Origin of the sequence: Solibacillus sp. CAU 1738 (genome assembly GCF_039888725.1) — a bacterium.
GTDB lineage: Bacteria > Bacillota > Bacilli > Bacillales_A > Planococcaceae > Metasolibacillus.
In genome coordinates this window covers 1-18,781 of sequence record NZ_JBDQQN010000007.1, presented here as the reverse complement: position 1 = coordinate 18,781, position 18,781 = coordinate 1, and the positions used below count along the sequence as shown (strand labels likewise).

Annotated in this window: 22 protein-coding genes and 1 tRNA gene; 4 read left to right on the top strand and 19 right to left on the bottom strand. The window is 33.2% G+C overall.

Translation table 11 applies throughout. From position 1 onward, the window contains the following. Positions 1-130: 130 nt before the first annotated feature. Positions 131-203 (top strand) — tRNA-Val (locus AAFN87_RS16940). 139 nt (positions 204-342) lie between these two features. After that, positions 343-1,344, top strand: a complete 1,002-nt coding sequence (locus AAFN87_RS16935) for a tyrosine-type recombinase/integrase (RefSeq protein WP_347792246.1) — start codon at positions 343-345, stop codon at positions 1,342-1,344. Between the two features lie 568 nt (positions 1,345-1,912). Here the strand turns inward: AAFN87_RS16935 and AAFN87_RS16930 are convergent. From AAFN87_RS16930 to AAFN87_RS16910, 5 genes are all read right to left on the bottom strand, one after another. Further along, positions 1,913-2,338 carry a hypothetical protein gene (locus tag AAFN87_RS16930; protein ID WP_347792245.1) on the bottom strand — a complete coding sequence of 142 codons (426 nt, stop codon included), beginning with the start codon at positions 2,336-2,338 and terminating at the stop codon, positions 1,913-1,915. Beyond that, complete coding sequence (locus AAFN87_RS16925; protein ID WP_347792244.1) at positions 2,298-2,765, bottom strand: hypothetical protein; 468 nt, start codon at positions 2,763-2,765, stop codon at positions 2,298-2,300. The genes AAFN87_RS16930 and AAFN87_RS16925 overlap by 41 nt, the downstream gene beginning before the upstream one ends. 149 nt (positions 2,766-2,914) lie before the next feature. Beyond that, positions 2,915-3,217 (bottom strand): phospholipase D-like domain-containing protein, encoded by a 303-nt coding sequence (locus AAFN87_RS16920; protein WP_347792366.1) that lies wholly within the window; start codon positions 3,215-3,217, stop codon positions 2,915-2,917. Next, positions 3,218-3,655 (bottom strand): phospholipase D-like domain-containing protein, encoded by a 438-nt coding sequence (locus AAFN87_RS16915; RefSeq protein ID WP_347792243.1) that lies wholly within the window; start codon positions 3,653-3,655, stop codon positions 3,218-3,220. It lies immediately after the preceding gene. A 117-nt stretch (positions 3,656-3,772) separates the two neighbouring features. After that, a complete protein-coding gene (locus AAFN87_RS16910) occupies positions 3,773-4,414 on the bottom strand; it encodes a recombinase family protein (protein ID WP_347792242.1) in 642 nt (213 codons plus the stop codon). Positions 4,415-5,450: 1,036 nt separating this feature from the next. Between AAFN87_RS16910 and AAFN87_RS16905 the strand changes: the two genes are divergently transcribed. After that, positions 5,451-5,717, top strand: a complete 267-nt coding sequence (locus AAFN87_RS16905) for a hypothetical protein (RefSeq protein WP_347792241.1) — start codon at positions 5,451-5,453, stop codon at positions 5,715-5,717. Between the two features lie 527 nt (positions 5,718-6,244). Here AAFN87_RS16905 and AAFN87_RS16900 read toward each other — a convergent pair. The 9 genes from AAFN87_RS16900 to AAFN87_RS16860 form a co-directional block, all read right to left on the bottom strand. Further along, positions 6,245-6,598 (bottom strand): hypothetical protein, encoded by a 354-nt coding sequence (locus tag AAFN87_RS16900; RefSeq protein WP_347792240.1) that lies wholly within the window; start codon positions 6,596-6,598, stop codon positions 6,245-6,247. Positions 6,599-6,861: 263 nt separating this feature from the next. After that, the gene (locus AAFN87_RS16895) at positions 6,862-8,133 is read right to left on the bottom strand and encodes a hypothetical protein (protein WP_347792239.1); all 1,272 of its coding nucleotides are present in this window, start codon (positions 8,131-8,133) and stop codon (positions 6,862-6,864) included. Next, positions 8,126-8,653: an RNA polymerase sigma factor gene (locus AAFN87_RS16890; RefSeq protein ID WP_347792238.1), complete on the bottom strand. Its 528-nt coding sequence runs from the start codon at positions 8,651-8,653 to the stop codon at positions 8,126-8,128. The genes AAFN87_RS16895 and AAFN87_RS16890 overlap by 8 nt, the downstream gene beginning before the upstream one ends. Before the next feature lie 439 nt (positions 8,654-9,092). Next, positions 9,093-9,560, bottom strand: a complete 468-nt coding sequence (locus tag AAFN87_RS16885) for a hypothetical protein (RefSeq protein ID WP_347792237.1) — start codon at positions 9,558-9,560, stop codon at positions 9,093-9,095. A 239-nt stretch (positions 9,561-9,799) separates the two neighbouring features. Beyond that, positions 9,800-10,195, bottom strand: coding sequence for a hypothetical protein (locus AAFN87_RS16880; RefSeq protein ID WP_347792236.1), 396 nt, complete (start codon positions 10,193-10,195; stop codon positions 9,800-9,802). A gap of 214 nt (positions 10,196-10,409) precedes the next feature. Further along, positions 10,410-10,997: a hypothetical protein gene (locus AAFN87_RS16875; protein ID WP_347792235.1), complete on the bottom strand. Its 588-nt coding sequence runs from the start codon at positions 10,995-10,997 to the stop codon at positions 10,410-10,412. A gap of 343 nt (positions 10,998-11,340) precedes the next feature. Next, the gene (locus tag AAFN87_RS16870; RefSeq protein WP_347792234.1) at positions 11,341-11,835 is read right to left on the bottom strand and encodes a hypothetical protein; all 495 of its coding nucleotides are present in this window, start codon (positions 11,833-11,835) and stop codon (positions 11,341-11,343) included. A gap of 279 nt (positions 11,836-12,114) precedes the next feature. After that, positions 12,115-12,540 carry a hypothetical protein gene (locus AAFN87_RS16865; RefSeq protein WP_347792233.1) on the bottom strand — a complete coding sequence of 142 codons (426 nt, stop codon included), beginning with the start codon at positions 12,538-12,540 and terminating at the stop codon, positions 12,115-12,117. A gap of 292 nt (positions 12,541-12,832) precedes the next feature. After that, positions 12,833-13,693 (bottom strand): hypothetical protein, encoded by an 861-nt coding sequence (locus AAFN87_RS16860; protein ID WP_347792232.1) that lies wholly within the window; start codon positions 13,691-13,693, stop codon positions 12,833-12,835. A 469-nt stretch (positions 13,694-14,162) separates the two neighbouring features. Here AAFN87_RS16860 and AAFN87_RS16855 point away from each other — a divergent pair, with 469 nt between their 5' ends. Further along, entirely contained in the window at positions 14,163-14,579 is a 417-nt protein-coding gene (locus tag AAFN87_RS16855) for a hypothetical protein (RefSeq protein WP_347792231.1), read from the top strand. Positions 14,580-14,838: 259 nt separating this feature from the next. Here AAFN87_RS16855 and AAFN87_RS16850 read toward each other — a convergent pair whose 3' ends face one another. The 5 genes from AAFN87_RS16850 to AAFN87_RS16830 form a co-directional block, all read right to left on the bottom strand. Next, complete coding sequence (locus AAFN87_RS16850) at positions 14,839-15,894, bottom strand: threonine aldolase family protein (RefSeq protein WP_347792230.1); 1,056 nt, start codon at positions 15,892-15,894, stop codon at positions 14,839-14,841. Positions 15,895-16,530: 636 nt separating this feature from the next. Further along, the gene (locus AAFN87_RS16845; RefSeq protein WP_347792229.1) at positions 16,531-16,734 is read right to left on the bottom strand and encodes a hypothetical protein; all 204 of its coding nucleotides are present in this window, start codon (positions 16,732-16,734) and stop codon (positions 16,531-16,533) included. A gap of 294 nt (positions 16,735-17,028) precedes the next feature. Beyond that, positions 17,029-17,442, bottom strand: a complete 414-nt coding sequence (locus tag AAFN87_RS16840; RefSeq protein ID WP_347792228.1) for a WapI family immunity protein — start codon at positions 17,440-17,442, stop codon at positions 17,029-17,031. Positions 17,443-17,598: 156 nt separating this feature from the next. After that, the gene (gene lepB, locus AAFN87_RS16835; RefSeq protein ID WP_347792227.1) at positions 17,599-18,189 is read right to left on the bottom strand and encodes a signal peptidase I; all 591 of its coding nucleotides are present in this window, start codon (positions 18,187-18,189) and stop codon (positions 17,599-17,601) included. Between the two features lie 176 nt (positions 18,190-18,365). Beyond that, positions 18,366-18,548 (bottom strand): hypothetical protein, encoded by a 183-nt coding sequence (locus AAFN87_RS16830; RefSeq protein WP_347792226.1) that lies wholly within the window; start codon positions 18,546-18,548, stop codon positions 18,366-18,368. Between the last annotated feature and the right edge of the window lie 233 nt (positions 18,549-18,781).

Sequence of the window (18,781 nt, the reverse complement as noted above, 5' to 3'; positions counted from 1 at the left end):
CTTGTCAAAGTAGAGTAGCTAGTAAATACAGGTAATGGAAAATTAGTTATTTTTAGATTGTACCGCTAATTTTTTTATGGTAAAATTTAATAATAACATTGATATATTAAACTTTTATGTATTTTAATACGGTTCTGTAGCTCAGTTGGGAGAGCACCACCTCGACAAGGTGGGGGTCGCAAGTTCGAGACTTGTCGGGACCATCATTTTTGTAGAATTTCATGAAAACCCTGTTATTTCAACGTTTAATCACGCTGACACTGACAGGGTTTTTCCTATTTTTAGGGATTGCAGGGTGGGGATACTTACTCCCTGTCAGGGTGGGGGTCTAGGAGGAATTCTATGAAGAAAAGACGTAATACGAAAAAAACCATTGCTCAAACCACAACGGAACAAAATGATATTCGTTATTTATTTAAGCAGTTCTTGAGCATTAAAACTTCTGAGGGTAATGCTGAACGAACGCTAAAACAGTATCAAGAAAACTTCAAATTCTTTTGCGAATACTTAAACGAAAAGAACCGTTCATTTTCAATTGAAACAATGAATACAGAAATATTTAGAGATTGGGTTATGTACATGCAATTTGAGCATATCCAATTTAAAGACATTAAAACAAAAACAGTGAAAGAAGTAGGCTTGAAACCATCTACAATTAATACTCGCATTAAGACAATGAAGGTCATGTTTAATACACTTATGCGAAACCGTTTAGTCGATTCAAACCCATTATTACACATTATTAAAGTAAATGAGCCTGTAGAGCTAATTGAGGTGCTTTCAGAAAAAAAAATAAATGCTTTACTAGCTGTCATGGATAAAAGCTCCTATACAACTTTTAGAGATTATGTACTAACTGTATTTTTACTTGATACAATGCTACGGGTATCAGAAGCTGTTACTTTAAGAAAAGCCGATTTAAACAAAGAAGTAAGCTTGATTATTGTACGTGCAAGTGTCGCCAAAAATCGAAAAGCCCGAACAGTTCCTGTAAGTAAAAAAGTAGTGAAGTTGTTAAATCAATTAATACAAGAAAATGAGTATAGTTTTCAAAGTGAGTATATTTTTGCTGTTAGTGAATTCAACTATTACAATCGACACAACTATAACCAACGCTTAAAAGAATACGCTACGTTAGCAAATCTCACTAAAAATGTACATCCTCATTTATTTAGACATACTTCCGCTACAAAATGGCTTGAAAATGGAGGAGGATTAGAAGAATTAAGACTGATACTTGGACATTCTAAATATGACATGGTAAAACGCTATGCACATATAGCCGATAGCTCCATCGTAATTGCTTCTGAAAAGTTTAGTTTAACGAATTTCATTAAGATTTAAACCATTAAAAAGAAGAGTAAGTGACTAAACTTGCCATTCACTCTTCTTTTAGACTATATACTACTGCTTTCGCCATAAAAAACAAAATCGTACTGATAACATCGTTTCGTTTTTCTTCTCTCGGTGTGTGCGTGTAACAGGTCTAGTACCATTCCATAATACACATACCGAAATATCGGAAACCATGCCCCCCACAAGTTATTCACTATAAGCTCCACATGCGTTCACTGCTCCTCCACAGAATGAATCAACCTCGCTCATAGGGAGGCTAACAGATGCTCATATAGCTCCACGGATGATTGTTTGGCTTAAATGACCTACAACTTAATACTATTATTTAATCTTGAACCAAGCCTTTTCTCCAATTGAAAAACGAGATAAACACTTTGTTTATCCCGCTTCTCTACTAATTTTATCAAACTGCTTCCCTAACATCTGAGCTTGCTCTGTACGCTCATTGGAACTCACTTGACCCGTTCATTTAGGCTTACAGGAACACTCACAAGCCATTCTGAGAACCTATTCTATCCTTTACAGTGCAACTAAAAATAATAAACTACTTCAAGAATTATCCTGTAATAGCTAAACGAGCACTATCTCCAATCTTAATAATTGAATCACCTTTTATCCTACCTGTAATTTCTTTTTCATCAATTTCAATTTTTTTAAGTGTCTTTACTATCTTTGTACTTCCTTGAAATTGCCCCATAGGCGCAATTACACGTTCAATAGCAGAAGGGGTATACACTTCTTTTTCTTCAAATTTTTTACAAACAGAGAAATTCCTATAAACTTCAACTGCTTCTAAAGAAGCTTTAATAAAATCTAAAGTACCTAACTCTTTATTATCATTAAATGGGTCAGTTATAACATCACCCTCAACAAATATCTCAATTTCATCACCTTTACAGATTGATTCATCTAGACCTCCATTAATAACAACACTATATTCATCAATTATCTTTATCACTTGAAACACTGAATAGTTGGTCATCAAATTCCCTCTTTTCATCATCAATTATTTTAATTACTTCAGTCTTTATAGTTTGAAATTCTTTTCTCATATCTTCATGTGCTTTTCCCCGAAAACTATCTCTAAGGTATCCATTATATTCATTCATTATAGAGCTAATCCTCTCTAAATTATGTACTCTAAATATTTTCCTCTTATGAATAAATTCTTTGTATGCACTTATATTTCCAGACAGTTCTTTATTTAATTCTTCAACTTTCTTAACGCTTTCTTCTGCCTTATTTTGTTTGAACATAAAGTAGATTGTTGTCATAATAAAATAAATAAAACTCGTAGCACATACAATAATCCATCTTAGTAATGGTTCTAAATTAGGTATTAAAAATCCCACTACCGTTGCAACAGCAGGTATTATTGTAAAAATAAGAACGGTTGGAATGTATTTCATAGGTAAGCACCCTCTTTCATAGCCAAAGTAACTATATAAATTATACCTATTTATAATTTTCAGAGACAATTTTTTGACATTTTCTCAACAATTTATATAAATAAAATATAAATTTTACTCAAATAACAATATGAAACTCTCTATACAATTTATTTTCTCTCATTGTACAATTGCATAAACTCATCAGCAAATTTCTTAACAAAACTTCTATCTATAGCTGTTGCCCACGTTTCCTTATTATTCCGTGCATTTTTACTCCAATTATAAGAGCCATGCATAACAAATTCAAAATCTATTATGCAAAATTTATCATGCAGTCGATTAGATAAATAATACCCTTGTAAAGGAACTTTAGTCACTTCAAAATTACTTTCCAACTTTTCTAATAAATAATTATTAGATTCTTCATCAGAAGTAATGATTCTAATATGAACACCTTCTTGTTTTCGTATCTACAATTCATTATAAATTTCATTATCAGTAAACCATGCTACAGCAATCCAAATTGTGTACTTCGCTTCTCTGATTCCTTGAATAATTGTATCTTTAATACCATCAAAAACAACATCATGCTCAACCACTTCATTATTAAGTTCAATTGGCTTAGGCTTGATAAATAAGCCTCCGAAATCATAAGATTCACTTTCCATATAAACCATTGAAGCTACTTTTTCTAAATCACTTTTTAATTCTTTTGCGACACTAAACATAGGTATCGGAACTCGTAAGTCAATATATCCCCAAAACTGCCACGATTTAGTTGTAAAAGAATTTGATTTATCAAATGTCACAATTGAGTTGTTAAGAATACCTATTAGTTCTTCTTTTCGATTGAAATCAACATACTTAACGGTTTCAATCATAGTTCTCAAATACTGATTTTCATCCAATTCTACAATCCCCCTTAACAAATATATCCAATATACATTTTACCTTTAATATGATTACCAGTAAATCATATTAGAACGACACAAACTTCTAGTCTATGTCGCTCTTATAACTTTTCTTTACTTCAATGTCGCTTCGTATTCCTTCACAATCTTATAGAAAGTGTTCTTCTTTAACTCCAACATTTCAGCCAATTGAACACCTGTGATAGTCTTACTCTTCCATGCATGATAGTTAGCTTCTAAATCTGCACGTTGCTTCTTAGTAATTGTACTTAGATTTAATTGTGGTCTACCTAAATGCTTTCCATTAGCTTTAGCAACGGCAATGCCTTCTTTCTGACGCTGTAACATCTTCTTACGCTCCTGTTCAGCTACATAAGCCAACAATGATAGAAATTGGTCTTCCATTAGCTTCCCCATGTCACCCATCGTTTTGAACTTTCTACTATCAAAAAGCTCTCGATTTTCTAAAATCACAATATCAGCGTTCACCTTACGAGTTATATATTGCCATTCTGATTTGATTTCATCATAGTTTCGTCCTAAACGGTCTAAAGCATCAATATAAACTAGGTCACCTTCTCGAATGACACTCTTTAAAGCTTGATACTGTGGACGTTCAAAATTCTTACCACTTGCCTTATCTACGAATATGTCACGCTCCACTACTCCTAGCTCTAACATCTTAATATCTTGACGCTCTACATTCTGTCCCTTGTCACTGACACGAACATAGCCGAAAACTTTTGTGTTTGTCATGTTGATTCCTCGCTATCTGTTTATTAAGGTTATGATTACATAATAAACGTTTACCAAATAAATACAATACCTTTATAAACTATATTTTGATTGTTTACGAATAGTTGTTAAAGGCATGCCTTTACAAACGTCATCGTCAGAACATACGTTCTATCATAATGATTATCTATGTAAAATCATCCACTTTTAATCAACGAAACATTTTGACCTGTAACTCTCTGCTCTTTCATCTATTTATCCATTGGTACAATTAATACAGGTTTATGATGTGGTTCATCATGGATTAGTAATTGATTAGATTAGTAGCGGTTTGGAGCTTATCGTATCGTTGCGGTAACGGTCATTCATTCTTGTTACACTTACACAAACCCATTGAACCAATATTTGTAAATATGTTAAAATATAACCAACAACTGATTATTCGGTTATTCAACAATCGAGCCAAATTGCAGAACTTTCCAAACAACTATATCAAGGGAAAGTGAGGTGAAACAATGGACATATACTTTATTCTTAATATGCTCAGAAGTATTACTTTTACCTTTTTTAAAAATGGCATATGGGTAATAGGATTCTTTTTCCTATTAAATAAAACATACGAAAATGAAAAGCTAAAGCAAGTTTCTAAATATATTGTCGGTATCTTATTAATATTATTATTTATTGACTCCGTTATGGTAAGTAGATAGTCGTGCTACAAACAGGTGCTTCTCTCCAATAAGAATAGGACTTGCGTGTATGATTGAATCTCATTATGCAAGTCCTTTTGTTATGCTCTCACCATAGCCCCTGTCGCTCAATAGTTGGCTCTGTAGCTTCATTCAGACAACCTGTGTAAATGATTCCTCTGCTCCACTAACAATGCTCACAAGCTCGTTAAATTGCTCTATGAGGTTGCTACGGTTGTTGTTGTATAGTCAATATTTATAAATGCACATTTGTCTTTTTTCCATAAAATTACATAACACTCTGTTATAATATTATTTAAGAATGATTTTTCAATTAGTTAACTAAAACGCAAAGGTAGGAGAAATAGATGGAAAAATACAGAAAACTAATCATTGTAGGTTCATATCTAGGAATTACGGGATTAATATTAAGTTTTTTTAGTGTTAGTTTTGGAACTGCCATAGCTGATATTTGGTTAAACACAATAACGGGAGTAGTTGATACACGAAAGTATGAGTTAATAATGCAATCAAACACAAATAATTTCTTAGTTATTGGGAGCATACTTGTTAGTGTTAGCATAGTTTCTATTATTTTTTCTTGGTATAGGATGTTAGATATTAACGACAAATAGAGGGATAACTATTACTTTTTAACCATAGAAACAATAACCTTCACCACAATCTGAGGACTTGTGCTAAAATTACACGCAAGTCCTTTTGCTATGCTCTCAACGGTCACAAGAAAGCTTCTTAGAATCGCTCTGTGAGATGAATCCACATGACCAACTATCCACTTGAACCAATCTCGTTTGCTTACAATCCTGTTCTGCGAAGCTTCAAAGTACCCCCTTAGAAACTAAACCTTTTAATACCTTTTAAAATACTTTTAAAAAATCTTAAACTATTTTAAATTGTTTTAGGTTGTTTGAAATACTTCAAAAAGCTTTCAAAGCATTTCAAACTGTTTAGTTGTTGCAAGCTCAGTGTTTGGTAACAGTAATAAGCTCCTCAGTTATGTGAGGTTGCTTCGAGTGGGATAGGAATAGAAAAAGCACACCAATTAATGATGTGCTACCGATACTTATTCGAAAAAATTTCAAATGCTATCATAATTGGTTATTTTAAATATTTGTAAATAATAATATCACAAAATATTCATCTAATCATTTAATAGCTCAATCCCTAATTGCTCTGCTGTTAAATACCATTGTCCTACTAACAAATCATACATTTCCGCTATTCCACTACCCACATATTTAAACTCCATTTCTAAAACCTCTTTTCCGTTTAAATAGAAGTTAGCACTCATGAATGGTGTTTGGTTATCTTTAAAACTCTTAAACTCTTGCGTTATAGATTCGAATACTTCAATGTCATCTCTATTAAATTCTAACCCTATCTCTTTATTGTTAATAGTTTTTGCATATCCATTTATAACGTATTCATAAACCTTACCACCTAAAGAGGTTAACGTAAATTTATCATAATTAAATACCTCATTCTTAGCAAACATATTAGCACCCCCTCCCAATTTTCATTTTCTCCTTCATAAGTGAGCTTTTCATCACTTCCAATTTGTCCAAATAGAAAATAGCTCCCAATGCCTAAAATTCCTACTATAAAAATTCCAATGATGAGTTGTATCAAATACTTAAACAACTTTTCCCTCCTGATAAAATCCATTATTACGGTGTTTAATTAAAAAAGCTATCTTTAACAAATCCGCAGCGTTAGTGAAAGAGGGGGACCGATTGATACCAGTACCGCCCTATCATATTAAAAATTCACTTTAAATCCATTAACCATAATGGATTTAATTTGTTCAAGCTTTAATGGTTCCTCAGACAGTAACTTCAGTTTCACTTGATTTTCATCCGTGAAGGAAACTAAACTTGTCAATTCCTTGTGGCTTCCGTCTTTATTAACAATTGTAGCCGTTAATTCTTCCGTTTCTGTCGCATCGCCTTCCCCTATGATCGTTAAACCCAATGGGGAAATCTTCAGTTCTTTCGCTATCCAGTCACCAAAGTCCAAAACAAATGGCACCGACTGCCCTCTCATCTCTTCGAGTTTGAAGGATGCTTCCCAATCTCCCTCCACATATTGACCAGCTGTATAAATCTTTGCCTGCAACTCATACTCAGCTATATCGATATCCTTCACATCAAATATATTTTCCTCATAATTATACGCATAAATTGGTTTTCCTTGTTCATCTCTCCCGTAAAAATAACTCTCTGTAGGATGAATCTTCTGCCCGGCTTGATTTACTAAATAAAATTGTCCGTGATCAATCGCATTATTGGCTGGCCACTCTATTTGCACATAGAGTTTGTCATTATGAAGTCCTATATTTGTCATTCGCATTCCATAGTATAGTTGGGTGTGAATATTCAATTTACCCGCGGGTAGTACATATACATTCTCTCCTGGGGACGCTCCACCTCGAATTGTCCCATCTGGCAAAAGCTCTGTTTGTTGTTCTTTTACATCTTGTAAATCTAGTGGGAATGTTACATCCTCTAACACTGACTTATCGCTTAAAAAAGAACGGATTTTCAGCTTAAAATTATCTGTACTACTCCCATTAAACGACATAAATCTAACTAAGGCTGTTTTCGTTTTAGCATCAAAACCAATTCTTTCAACAGTAAAAGACCGTCCTTTTGACATGAAATAATCATAAATATCCAATGTTTCATCAATACGATTCCCTTCAAGATCCTGCATTGTCACATACACTATGGCCATATCTTCATCCTGCATGGCTGAAACGATGTTCATTTTTATGCCATCTTGTTCAACCGTGCTTTCTATTGGTTCAAGTAATGCGGCTAGGTCCGGGCTAATATACCATAGGAAATTTTTCACATGGTCATTCATTGCAGCACCCACTGTAATGGAACTAGCTAGAAATACGGTAGCTGCAGATGCGATGAGCCATGTTTTCTTCCTTTTTTTCCGTACTTGGCTAACACCCATTTTCGCTCTTTTATGTAAATCCTGCGGCAACGGAATCGACGCTACTGATTTTTTTAACTTATCCATAAAAATCTGCCTCCTCTACTTGAACACGTAACTTTTTCAATGCACGATATAGGATTGACTTTACTGTTCCTAACGGGATATGGAGCGTATCAGCAATTTCTTGAAACGTATAGCCCTCGTAATACTTCAGTAAGACAATTCCTTTTTCCTCACTTGTTAATTCCTCTAGTATTTGTTGTAGCAAGACTTTAACGGTTGGGTCACCCTGTTCAAACTGCATAATGTCTATGTATTCGTTTTGCATAGGCACAATCTTTTCTAGCTTTTTCAAACGATTTAATGAACTACTAATAGCAATCTTAATAAGCCATGTTTTAATGTAAGCAGGCTCTTTTAGACTTTCAATTTTATCAAATGCTTTATAAGCCGTTTCCTGTACAATATCTAAAGCCTCCTCTTCATTCTTCAAATAGACAAATGCCATTCGATATATATCTGCTTCATACATTTGAAACAGTTTTAAAAAGGCTTTCTCATTTCCTTTTTGAGCTTTTTTAATTAAACGAATAATAAAACTCACTCCCTTCTATACATTAGACAATTTAGTTCATGATTTAGCTTAAATAATATCCATTTTTTCATAAAAAAAGTAGGAAGAAGATTCTCCCTACGATTTCACTTAAATTAATTCCAATTAATCTTATTACGGAATAATACCACTATGATCTAATACGATAAAAGAATATAAGTATTTCATTTTGCTTAGCAAAAAATCATTCCTGCTTATTAAAGAAAACTGCACCGTTAGCTTAAGTACATTGTTTCACAAACTCACATCAAGATTAACATAAAATCCTATTTTTAATTTAGAAGTGTAATTAATTAAATGGCCCTTTAATGAAAACAAGCGCTGATCCTTATTACAGTATCGCGCCCGATTGTTGAAGTTCATATTTCTGTGTCCCCAAACTTTGATTTGGGAACGGTTGATGAATAATGTATAAGTTAATATAGATAATCTATATGCTTTTCCTTAATCGTTTGTTTAAGGAAATCAAAAAAGAATAGACCATTAATAGTACAAGTAAAAAAGCTGTTGGGAATAATGGTTGTGTTAAGTTCCCAATAGGTGATCGTAAGAAAAAGGATGAAATATAGCTAATTAAAAAAAGAGCAGCAAAGAAACACACGTTTAATATGATAAACTGGACCAACTTCTCTCTATTTTTCTTATATAGAAAGAATAACGCTCCGATTATAAATAAAACTATAAATAACCATTCAAAAACAGCATTTAAGGATGCTAATTGTTGAATAGTTTGAACATCTTCTAACGTGAGATTATTCGTGGATTTCCACTTTTCAGATTGATGTAAACGGTAATTATCTAATAAAATATAGCTAAAATAAAATAGCAACATAGCTCCAACATAAAAATATTGGACTAAAGTAGTTTTTCTATTCGTCATTTCTTTATATTTTTTCACTTGTTTCGAACATCCCCTCTTTAATTAAAACTCATTTCCATGCACTATTTTATTTTAACATAAATATCCAATTTCGAATCTACAACCTTCCCGAAGTGTCATTAGGGAACATAACAATCATTAGCAGCCAAAATAACCCCTCATTCAATTGAATAGGGGGTTATTCCCTAACTTACATTTGGGAATGTTTTTTAGGTTTGTTTTGTATACCTTATAAATCCTTAACCATAGGAAATACATTAGTCAGTTTTTTTCAAAGGTAATATAGGTTCTTCTTCACTATATCTTGAATAAGTCCAACCTTCATTCGAAACGTCTGTACAAGCTTTATCCGTACAGCTAAACATATACGTCTGCTTTTCCGTTTTTACATAAATTCCATAATGATAAATAGACGATGGATTCGCAACATTAAATCGATTAACCCCTTGTTTAATTGCATAAACCGTTTCTCTTGAAGCAATTTCCTTATATTGTTTGCTTTGAATGACCATGCTTGTCATTTCCGCTAAAATGTCCTGATCATCTAAGTTCGGCGTATATGTACTTTTGATATAACTGTTAATTCCAAAATATAAATTTAATACTAAGCTGATGACAAGTAAGATAGAAATTAACTTTGATTTTTTTTGCATTTATACACCTCACTTCAAAATTATATTTTCATCAATTTTAACATGATATTAATTAAAACGAAGTAAATGGAATAAAGTTACCAAAGCGTCGTTTGGCAACTTTCTTAATAGCATGTTGTTCAAGAATCTGGCCCTTAAATGAAAAATGAGCGCCCGATTGTTGAATAAAACAATTTAGGTCAGATATCTCATTTGTAATCCTTAATCAGTACAATTATTTTCTTCCCCATTTATGCATAATAAGATTGGAGAGTGTAACTTCTATAATAGGATTTTCTGAAATATCTATAGTTACCTCTGTATCATGTGGGATTAAATATAATCCAAAGTAATCTCCATCTTTATAGTTTATTCCAGATGTACCAGACTCGTATATTTTAAAAGTATTGCCACGATAAGTTGCCTTTGCAGTTGCTAAGAAATTGTAAGTAAAACCACCCTGTACGCGTTTATGTTCAGTACCAGATACTAACGTTGCACCATGTAAATTATATTTACCACTTGTTCGAAAAAACACTTCGTAATCTGCTTCATTTCGAACAATTATATCGGACACGTAAATCTGATGTTCACTATCATTGTAAAGAAATTTTCCTTCGTTACTTTTAGGGTCACTTAGATCAATCATTACGGAATACTCACCATCTATTGGTTCTAACTCAAGGTAATAATCCTTTACGTTTTCAGCAATATCACCAATTCCATAAAACCATAAATTAATAGAACCGGTAATCCAAAGAAGAAACACAACGATTGGAAGGCCTATTAATATCGTTTTTAATAGTAAACGTTTTCCTTTCACGAACTCCCATCCCCCTAATATTATTCACTTAATTACTACACTGCTAAAATTATAAGTTCAATTATAAAGCGTTGAACCCTTCTTCAATCAGATTCAACGTGGAATTTTCAGGTTAAACAAACTTACCCCGTTATTTTAAGAACATTATTTCACAAACTCGGAAAAATTTTAACATAAATTCTTATGTATTTCTTATTTTTATTCCATAAAATGGCCCTTTAATGAAAACAAGCGCTGATCCTTGTTACAGAATCGCGCCCTTTCTGGAATAACAATTAACTTCTATTAGCTGGTTTAGTTTAATAAGAACGGTGACGCCTATTAAACATTCGCGCATTATTGCTTAGTTTTTGTTGGCTAGCTCATACAAATCTATAATTTCTTTGTGTGCTATTCCATCGTCTTGTCCTTCCCAATGAATCACCGCGTATATTTTATCTATATCTTTAAACGTTATGGCCTTTCCATCCTTCGTTATTGGTGGTGGTCCTTCGATAGCTCCAGTATCAAACTCGTTTTTAAAATCTTCAGTTCCTGAGACTGCTATACTTTGCAGGGTTATATCTTTCTTGTTTATAACGGCGTTCATTTCAAAGACAAAATAATTAGTAGTATAATCATTCCCTCGTGTTTTAAAACGAAGCTTACCATTTCCCGAATTAAGAATCCCTGAAGTCAGTTCTACTTGGTAACCATCTAACTCCCAATGAGGACTTTCTCCCGATAATCTTAAATGATAAAAGTCATTTGTGGCATTTCGATGATTCAAGTAGATAACAATGGCTAATAATACGCAAATAATGAATATCAGTACTGGATAAACGATTTTATGAACCAAAAGTTTCTCACCCCTCTGCTACTTTACCTCTGTTAAACAATCTGTCCCTATAGGTCAATAAGAAAAAAGTGCTGCCTATGTAACTAAATAATCTTTAAGTAAAGCCTCCGTTAGTTTAAGTAAATTGCTTCACAAACTCAATTAAACTTTAACATAAATATCCAAATATTTCTTGATGAGAGTTATTCAATTAAATGGCCCTTTAATGAAAACGAGCGCTCATTCTTAATACAGAATCGCGCCCTTTAAGGGAACATTTTCATTCGATAACACCGATTTTTATCCTTCACTAATGCCGTCTAATGCCTCCTGTATTTCTTTTTCAAATGGCACACTATCTGAATTTAAATTTTGCCCATGTACATAAAAAATAAGTATATTTCTCTTTTCGAACTTACTCGCAGAAACCAGATTCATTGTCTCTGTCTTTTTAGCAAATTCTTTTTTGCCCTTATCTAAATCATTTTCTGTTTTGAATTCGAAGATAAAAAATGGTTTTCCACTTACCTCATAAGCTCTTGGTTTCACATTTTCAAGTTTTGACCCGTAGACACTTTTCGGAAATTCAGCTTCTAACAAGTTAACACCATTGCCTTGCAAAGCTTTTACTACTACTTCTTCCGTAATATTAGAGCTATCATATACCTGAACAGGTTGACAAGCAGCTAAGAACAACAGTAAACATAAACTAATAACTTTTTTCAACTCGTTCACCCCGCTTTACTGTATTTTACCATAAATATACTTTATCCTTGTTCAACTCTTCTGCGCGTTAGCTTAAGTACATTGTTTCACAAACCCACTCCAATATTAATATAAAACCCCTTTTTAATTTAGAAGTGTTATTCAATTAAATGGCCCTTTAATGTAAAAAGACCCTTTCCTTATTCAAGGAAAGCGCCCGTTTGTTGAAGATCATTTTTGAACTATAGCCCCTGTAATTGAAGTAATATTTGTGCATACTTCATTCATTAATCTTACAAATCTATAAACATACTCACTTTGTCTCTAAATAATAAGAATTCCAGCTTTTTTTCTTTTCTAATTGTAGTAACGCTGCGAATTGCCATGCCATGTGGTTAGTTGTGTCGATTTCAAATTCGACTGTTTTGACACCTTGGCGTTGTAATTGGATAAGCTGTTGCTTCAGAATTTGAAGAAGGTTTGTGGGATTATTCTCGCCAACCCAGCCTATTTCGTAATGGTCTTGTGATACGGGATGAAGAAAAATGTAGGCCATTACTTTATTTTCTTCAACTGCTACAAAGCTTAAATTAAAGTCTGGTGTATCGTCTAATAAAATTCCCTTCCAAGTTTGCCAAGGAACGTCTTTTGCAGGATTATCTAAATGGGTTTGCTCATAGTTGTATTTTAGTAGTTCAAAAAGATTCTGTTCTAAAGTAGGTTCTTTTAATATTTCGAGTAATGGGATGAGTGTTTGTGTTGATTGCTCTTGTTCTAACTGTTTTAATAATAGGCTTATTTCGTAAGTTTCAATGTATGTTTTGCGGAACAGTTTGAACTGAAATTGTTTCAACAACTGTATTTTTTCTAATTCATGGTCCCAGCATGATAAAATGATTTTATCATGCTTAGCAGTGGCAGCAAGTAAGTGATTCATCAGTTCATAAGATGAGTCGTTAGCTATGACATCAATATATTTTGCATAAGGGTGAAAAGGGCTTGTCCAGCTAATGGCAATGCCTTTTATAGTATCCTCTGAAATTTGGGCAAATAGTTCGGAAAATTTCTTAGATTGAATACGCCATTCTAGGTCGGTTAATTTTTGCTTGAGAGTGTAGCCTAATTTAAAGTCATTTATGTTATCGATTTTTTTGATTGTTAGATTTGTATTCATGTTGGTTCTCCATTCGAGTTTTATGAAAGAAATTTAGGGTGGTTGTTTATGAAGTATAACGGGTTTTCAAGTATCACTTTAGCATATTTCACCTTTGTTTAATATATTTGTATGGAGTACCTCATATTTCTAGACTTAAGTAAGTTTAGAGTGGAGAGAGATGAATTTAGGTTTAACGAAGGATGAAGTGAATATTGTTCCATATGATGAAAAGTGGAAATGTAAATGTGCATTTCACAGCGCAAAAAAATCCCAAACCTCGTTTGGTAACCTTTCATAAAAGAATGTTTTCAATAATATGGCTTTTTAATGAAAAATGAGCACTTATCCTTGTTCAAGGAAAGCGCCCGATTGTTGAAGTTCATTTTTCTGTGTCCCCAAACTTTGATTTGGGAACGATATTGGATTTATTTGGTATACATATAGTATTTAATTCTCTAAAATGGTAAAGGAAAGGAGGTTTGTGTATATGAAAAAATTATTATATTTAGGGGCATTATCAGCAATACTACTTACAGCTTGCGAAGAAGAAAAACCAACCACAGAAGTTGAAACGGGGTTCGTGACATCTGAATCAACACAAGAAGAATTAAACGCAAAATTGAAGAGTGAAGCAATTGAATTAGATTTTATTGCTGTTAACGAAAATAAAGTTAAAGCTGGTACTAAAGTTTTTGCCAAAGGCATAGTATCTGAATTAGTAACAGAAGAAAGCGTTAATTTTGAATTTGTACTTACTACAGAAGGTAAAGAGCCTGGTATGTATGGCATTGAAAATTACGCGTTAGCTGACACAAACTATGGTGCTAAAATTACAGTTTACGGTACATATAATGGCTTGAATAATTTGGGTATTCCTACTATCACGGCAACTTTAGTAGAATAAATTAATTCACGCATCCTAATAACTTCTTATCTACAAAAAAGACCAGTTCGGCTAAATTAGCTTTGCTGGTCTTTTTAGTTTATCGTGGTTATTCTTGTAACAAAAAGTCCCCAAAGGATCGCTTGGTAACTTTTCTTAACAGAATGTTATTCAACAATATGGCCTTTAATGGAGAAAGGCACATTCCTTATTAAAGAAATGCGCCAGATTGTTGAAGATCGTTATTGAACTAAGCATCCTTTAGTTGAAGTGTATTCCTTCACACATTCACAGATTCCGATTCTAATTCTTTAATATCCTCTATCAGCATTTCAACATGCTCTTCTTTTGTAGCCCAACTAGTACAAAATCTAATAACACTATGTGTAGAATTCACTTTTTCCCAAAACGTAAAAGAATATTTTTCAGACAATTTCTCTAACACATCATTAGGCAAGATGGGAAACTGTTGGTTTGTTTTGGAATCGTATCGTAATGAAAATCCTTTTTCAACAAACGCTTTTCGAATAATCATCGCCATTTCTACGGCATGATTAGAAATTTCATAGTATAAGCCATCTTCAAACAAGGTTTCAAACTGAATTCCTAATAATCTCCCCTTAGCTAACATTCCTCCCTTTTGCTTGATTAAATACCGAAAATCTTTTTTCAGGTTATCATTTATGATGACTACGGCTTCCCCAAACAATGCTCCAATTTTCGTTCCACCGATATAGAACACATCACAAAGTCTAGCAATATCTGCTAAGGATAAATCGCTGTCTTTTGAAGCTAGACCATATCCCAATCGGGCGCCATCCAAAACTAACGGCAAATCACATTCCCTACAAACTTTGCTCAATTCCTCTAATTCGAATTTACTGTAAGTCGTCCCATTCTCGGTAGGGTGAGTAATGTAAACCAAGCCTGGCTGAACCGTATGCTCGTGAGCGCCTTCATTCCAATGAGTATCAAATAATTCTTTTACTTGTGCGGCTTGAATTTTTCCATCATCACTCGGTAAAGTAAGTACTTTATGACCAGTGGCTTCAATTGCTCCCGTTTCATGTACTGCAATATGACCAGTAATTGCAGCAACTGCACCTTGATGCGGACGTAATATAGAAGAGATAATCGTAGTATTGGTTTGTGTTCCTCCAACTAAAAAGTGGATATCTGCATTCTCTACATCACACGCTTTTCTTATGTAATTTCTGGCTTTTTCACAGTATTCATCCATACCATAGCCAGGTGTCTGCTCTTCATTGGTCTCTATTATTCGTTGCAGAATGCGTTTATGAGCACCTTCTGCATAATCATTTTCAAATCGTATCATCCATATTTCCTCCGAACCTATTGTACTTATTCTGAATCATCTCTTTGCGTTTTGAACAATACAAGTATAATTCATTATCGTGCAATAGTGAATTATACTTGTCATTTCCCCATTTTTTCGTACCAACTTTCATCTTCATATCAGGGCGAATTCAAAATCCTTATTACTGTAACCTGCTTCGTTGAATAAAAAATCTTACCACAGCGAAGTTTGATAACAATTCTTTCCTTACTGTTGTAAATCCGCATAAATCTAACTAGACCCCTTATTCAACAATCTGGCCATTTAATGGAGAAAGGCGCTGATCCCTGTTACAGAATCGCGCCCGATTGTTGAAGATCGCTATTCAATTAATGGCCCTGTAATTGAAGTATAGGAACGATAAAAAAATGCAGTTTTAAAGCGTCAAATATACAGGTTTTTATTCAGATAACACACTCTGCATAATCTTGAAAAGTACTATCGTTGCCCTGTTTATATATTTGCATAAAAAACTGTATTAACAATACTCAAAGGAAAACCTAAGAAATGTTGGTTTAACAGCATTTCTTGGATTTCGGCCCCTATCCAAACTTTCATTTAGGAACGTTTTATGTATGATTAATACACAATATTTTAATACTTTAAATCAAAATTTTAGGCTTCTGGCAGTTTTGTAAATAACCAAGTTAAAGAAAAAATAATAAATACAAATGAAATGCAAATAGAAATGATATTTATTTTAACTTTATCGAAGTCACCTTTTGCAGCTTTTAAAATTAGAAAACAAAGATTAAGTGAAAAAATTAATGCACAGATAGGATTTAAAAAAAATGACAATACCAAAATAGTTTCTAGCAAACTTCAGACCCCCTCATTACTGCTAGTTCTCAACTATATAATTCGATATAAGTGCCAAAAAACCTTCACAAAGCGTCCTTTGATAACATTTCATTGAGATTCTATTTATATGTTACCGCCATTCAGAACAAGTGGATCGAACAGTCTTCTTTATAATTATTTTTCACAGCGTCTCAGAGTGTTATTTTCTATAAAAAAACAGCGACAAACACCGATTTAACAGTGTTTGTCGCTGTTTGAAATGTTACCAAGCTTTGATTTGGGAACGTTATTGTGAATGGTATTGAATAAATATCACTCTTTAGATTTTAGCTGAATGTATGGTTCAACAACTTTTTTCATACTCAACAATGTTGCAGGTAAATGACTTTGGTCTATCGCAAATTCAAATTCCAACTTATTTTCTTGACTAGGGAATTCTTGAAATTTACCTTCCAGACTAATTTGTCCAAATGGATTAAATTGAAGCGTGAAATACAACGTTCTATCTAAATTAAAAAATGTAATATTCCCTTTTAATGTTTTATAAGCTTCTTGTAGCTGTAGATATAACGAAATAAGCTCATCTATCGTAATCCAAATTTCTGCATTCATTACATAGTAATTCCCACTTTGAATGGACACTGTTCCTTGAGTCTGCCAATCTGTTATTTCGTCTAAATTTATTTCAATAAATCCTTGATTAGCACCAAGTTTAATTTTATTCAAAATTCATCACCTCGTACTAGAATGCTACCATAAAAGCTGCCAAAGGGTGGTTTGTTACCAAGCTTTCATTTGGGAACGTTATTTGCATTCGTTTTGTATATTTTATTAACCCTTGTAACACTAAACCATCTAACTTATCGGCTCTGAAAAATGCGGTTATTTAACAATACCTATACTATCAAATGGATAAAATCTAATAGAGGTTTTTCCAAATACCTTTTCCATTGGTACTAATCCCACACTAGAATATCTACTATCAATACTATTTCTCCTGTTATCACCTAAAACAAATAAGTAGCCTTCTGGTATCGTTGAATGATCTGTTAAAGACTGTAAAGTGAAATCTTGTGTTAGTGTACCAGTGTCTAGTAGTTGTTTTTTATGCAAATCTAAATAAGGTTCTTCCAAGGCTTCATCGTTTATATAAAGGGTGTCATTCTCATAACCAATATGGTCTCCTGGTAATCCTATGACACGTTTAATATAAATCTCATCATTAGGGGTTTTGAATACGATAACATCAAATCTTTCAATACCAGAAATTTTCTTACCAATTTTATTTACTAAAACGAAGTCTCCATCTTCATATGTTGGCATCATTGAAGTACCACCTACTCTAGTTGGGGAAACAATAAATGTCATCGTAGCGATAACAAAAACACACGTTATCACTGTAGACTTAACCCAGTTTAATAATTCCTTTATCGTTGATTTATCCAAAACAACACCACACCCCTTAATTACCATATTATCAATTGTAAACCATTATTTCCACTTGTACTATTCTGCTCGTTCGTTAAAGTATAAACCTTCCCAATGCGTCGTTAGGTAACATTTCATAAAAGTCTTTTATTCCACAATCTGGCCATTTAATGGAGGAGGGCGCATTCCTTATTAAAGAAATGCGCCCAATAGTTGTAGTTCTACCCTTTCTGACTATAAAATCCATAAGCGATAGATCCAAGTAATAACCCAATTCCAGCTCCTATAGCAATTGAAAATCCTTGAGAAATTGGTTCGAAAAATATGCCAAAAATTACACCAATTGCAGAACCGAAAATCATCCCTAGTGGTATTAAACTATTTATTAGATCTTTATTTTTCACACCTAATGTTTCTCCCCTTCATGTAACTGTAATTTTATATCCTCGTTTCCCGAACACTCGTTTTGCAACAATTCTTAAAAGCTTGTTATTTATTCAACAATCTGGCCCGATCGTATTATAAGGTCAGCCAGAGAAATCTGGTTGACTATTTTTTATTCAATTTATAGATTGATAGTAGCCGGGGTAGAACGTTATGGCCCGTGGGACTTGATCCCGTCAACAAAACGGTTCAC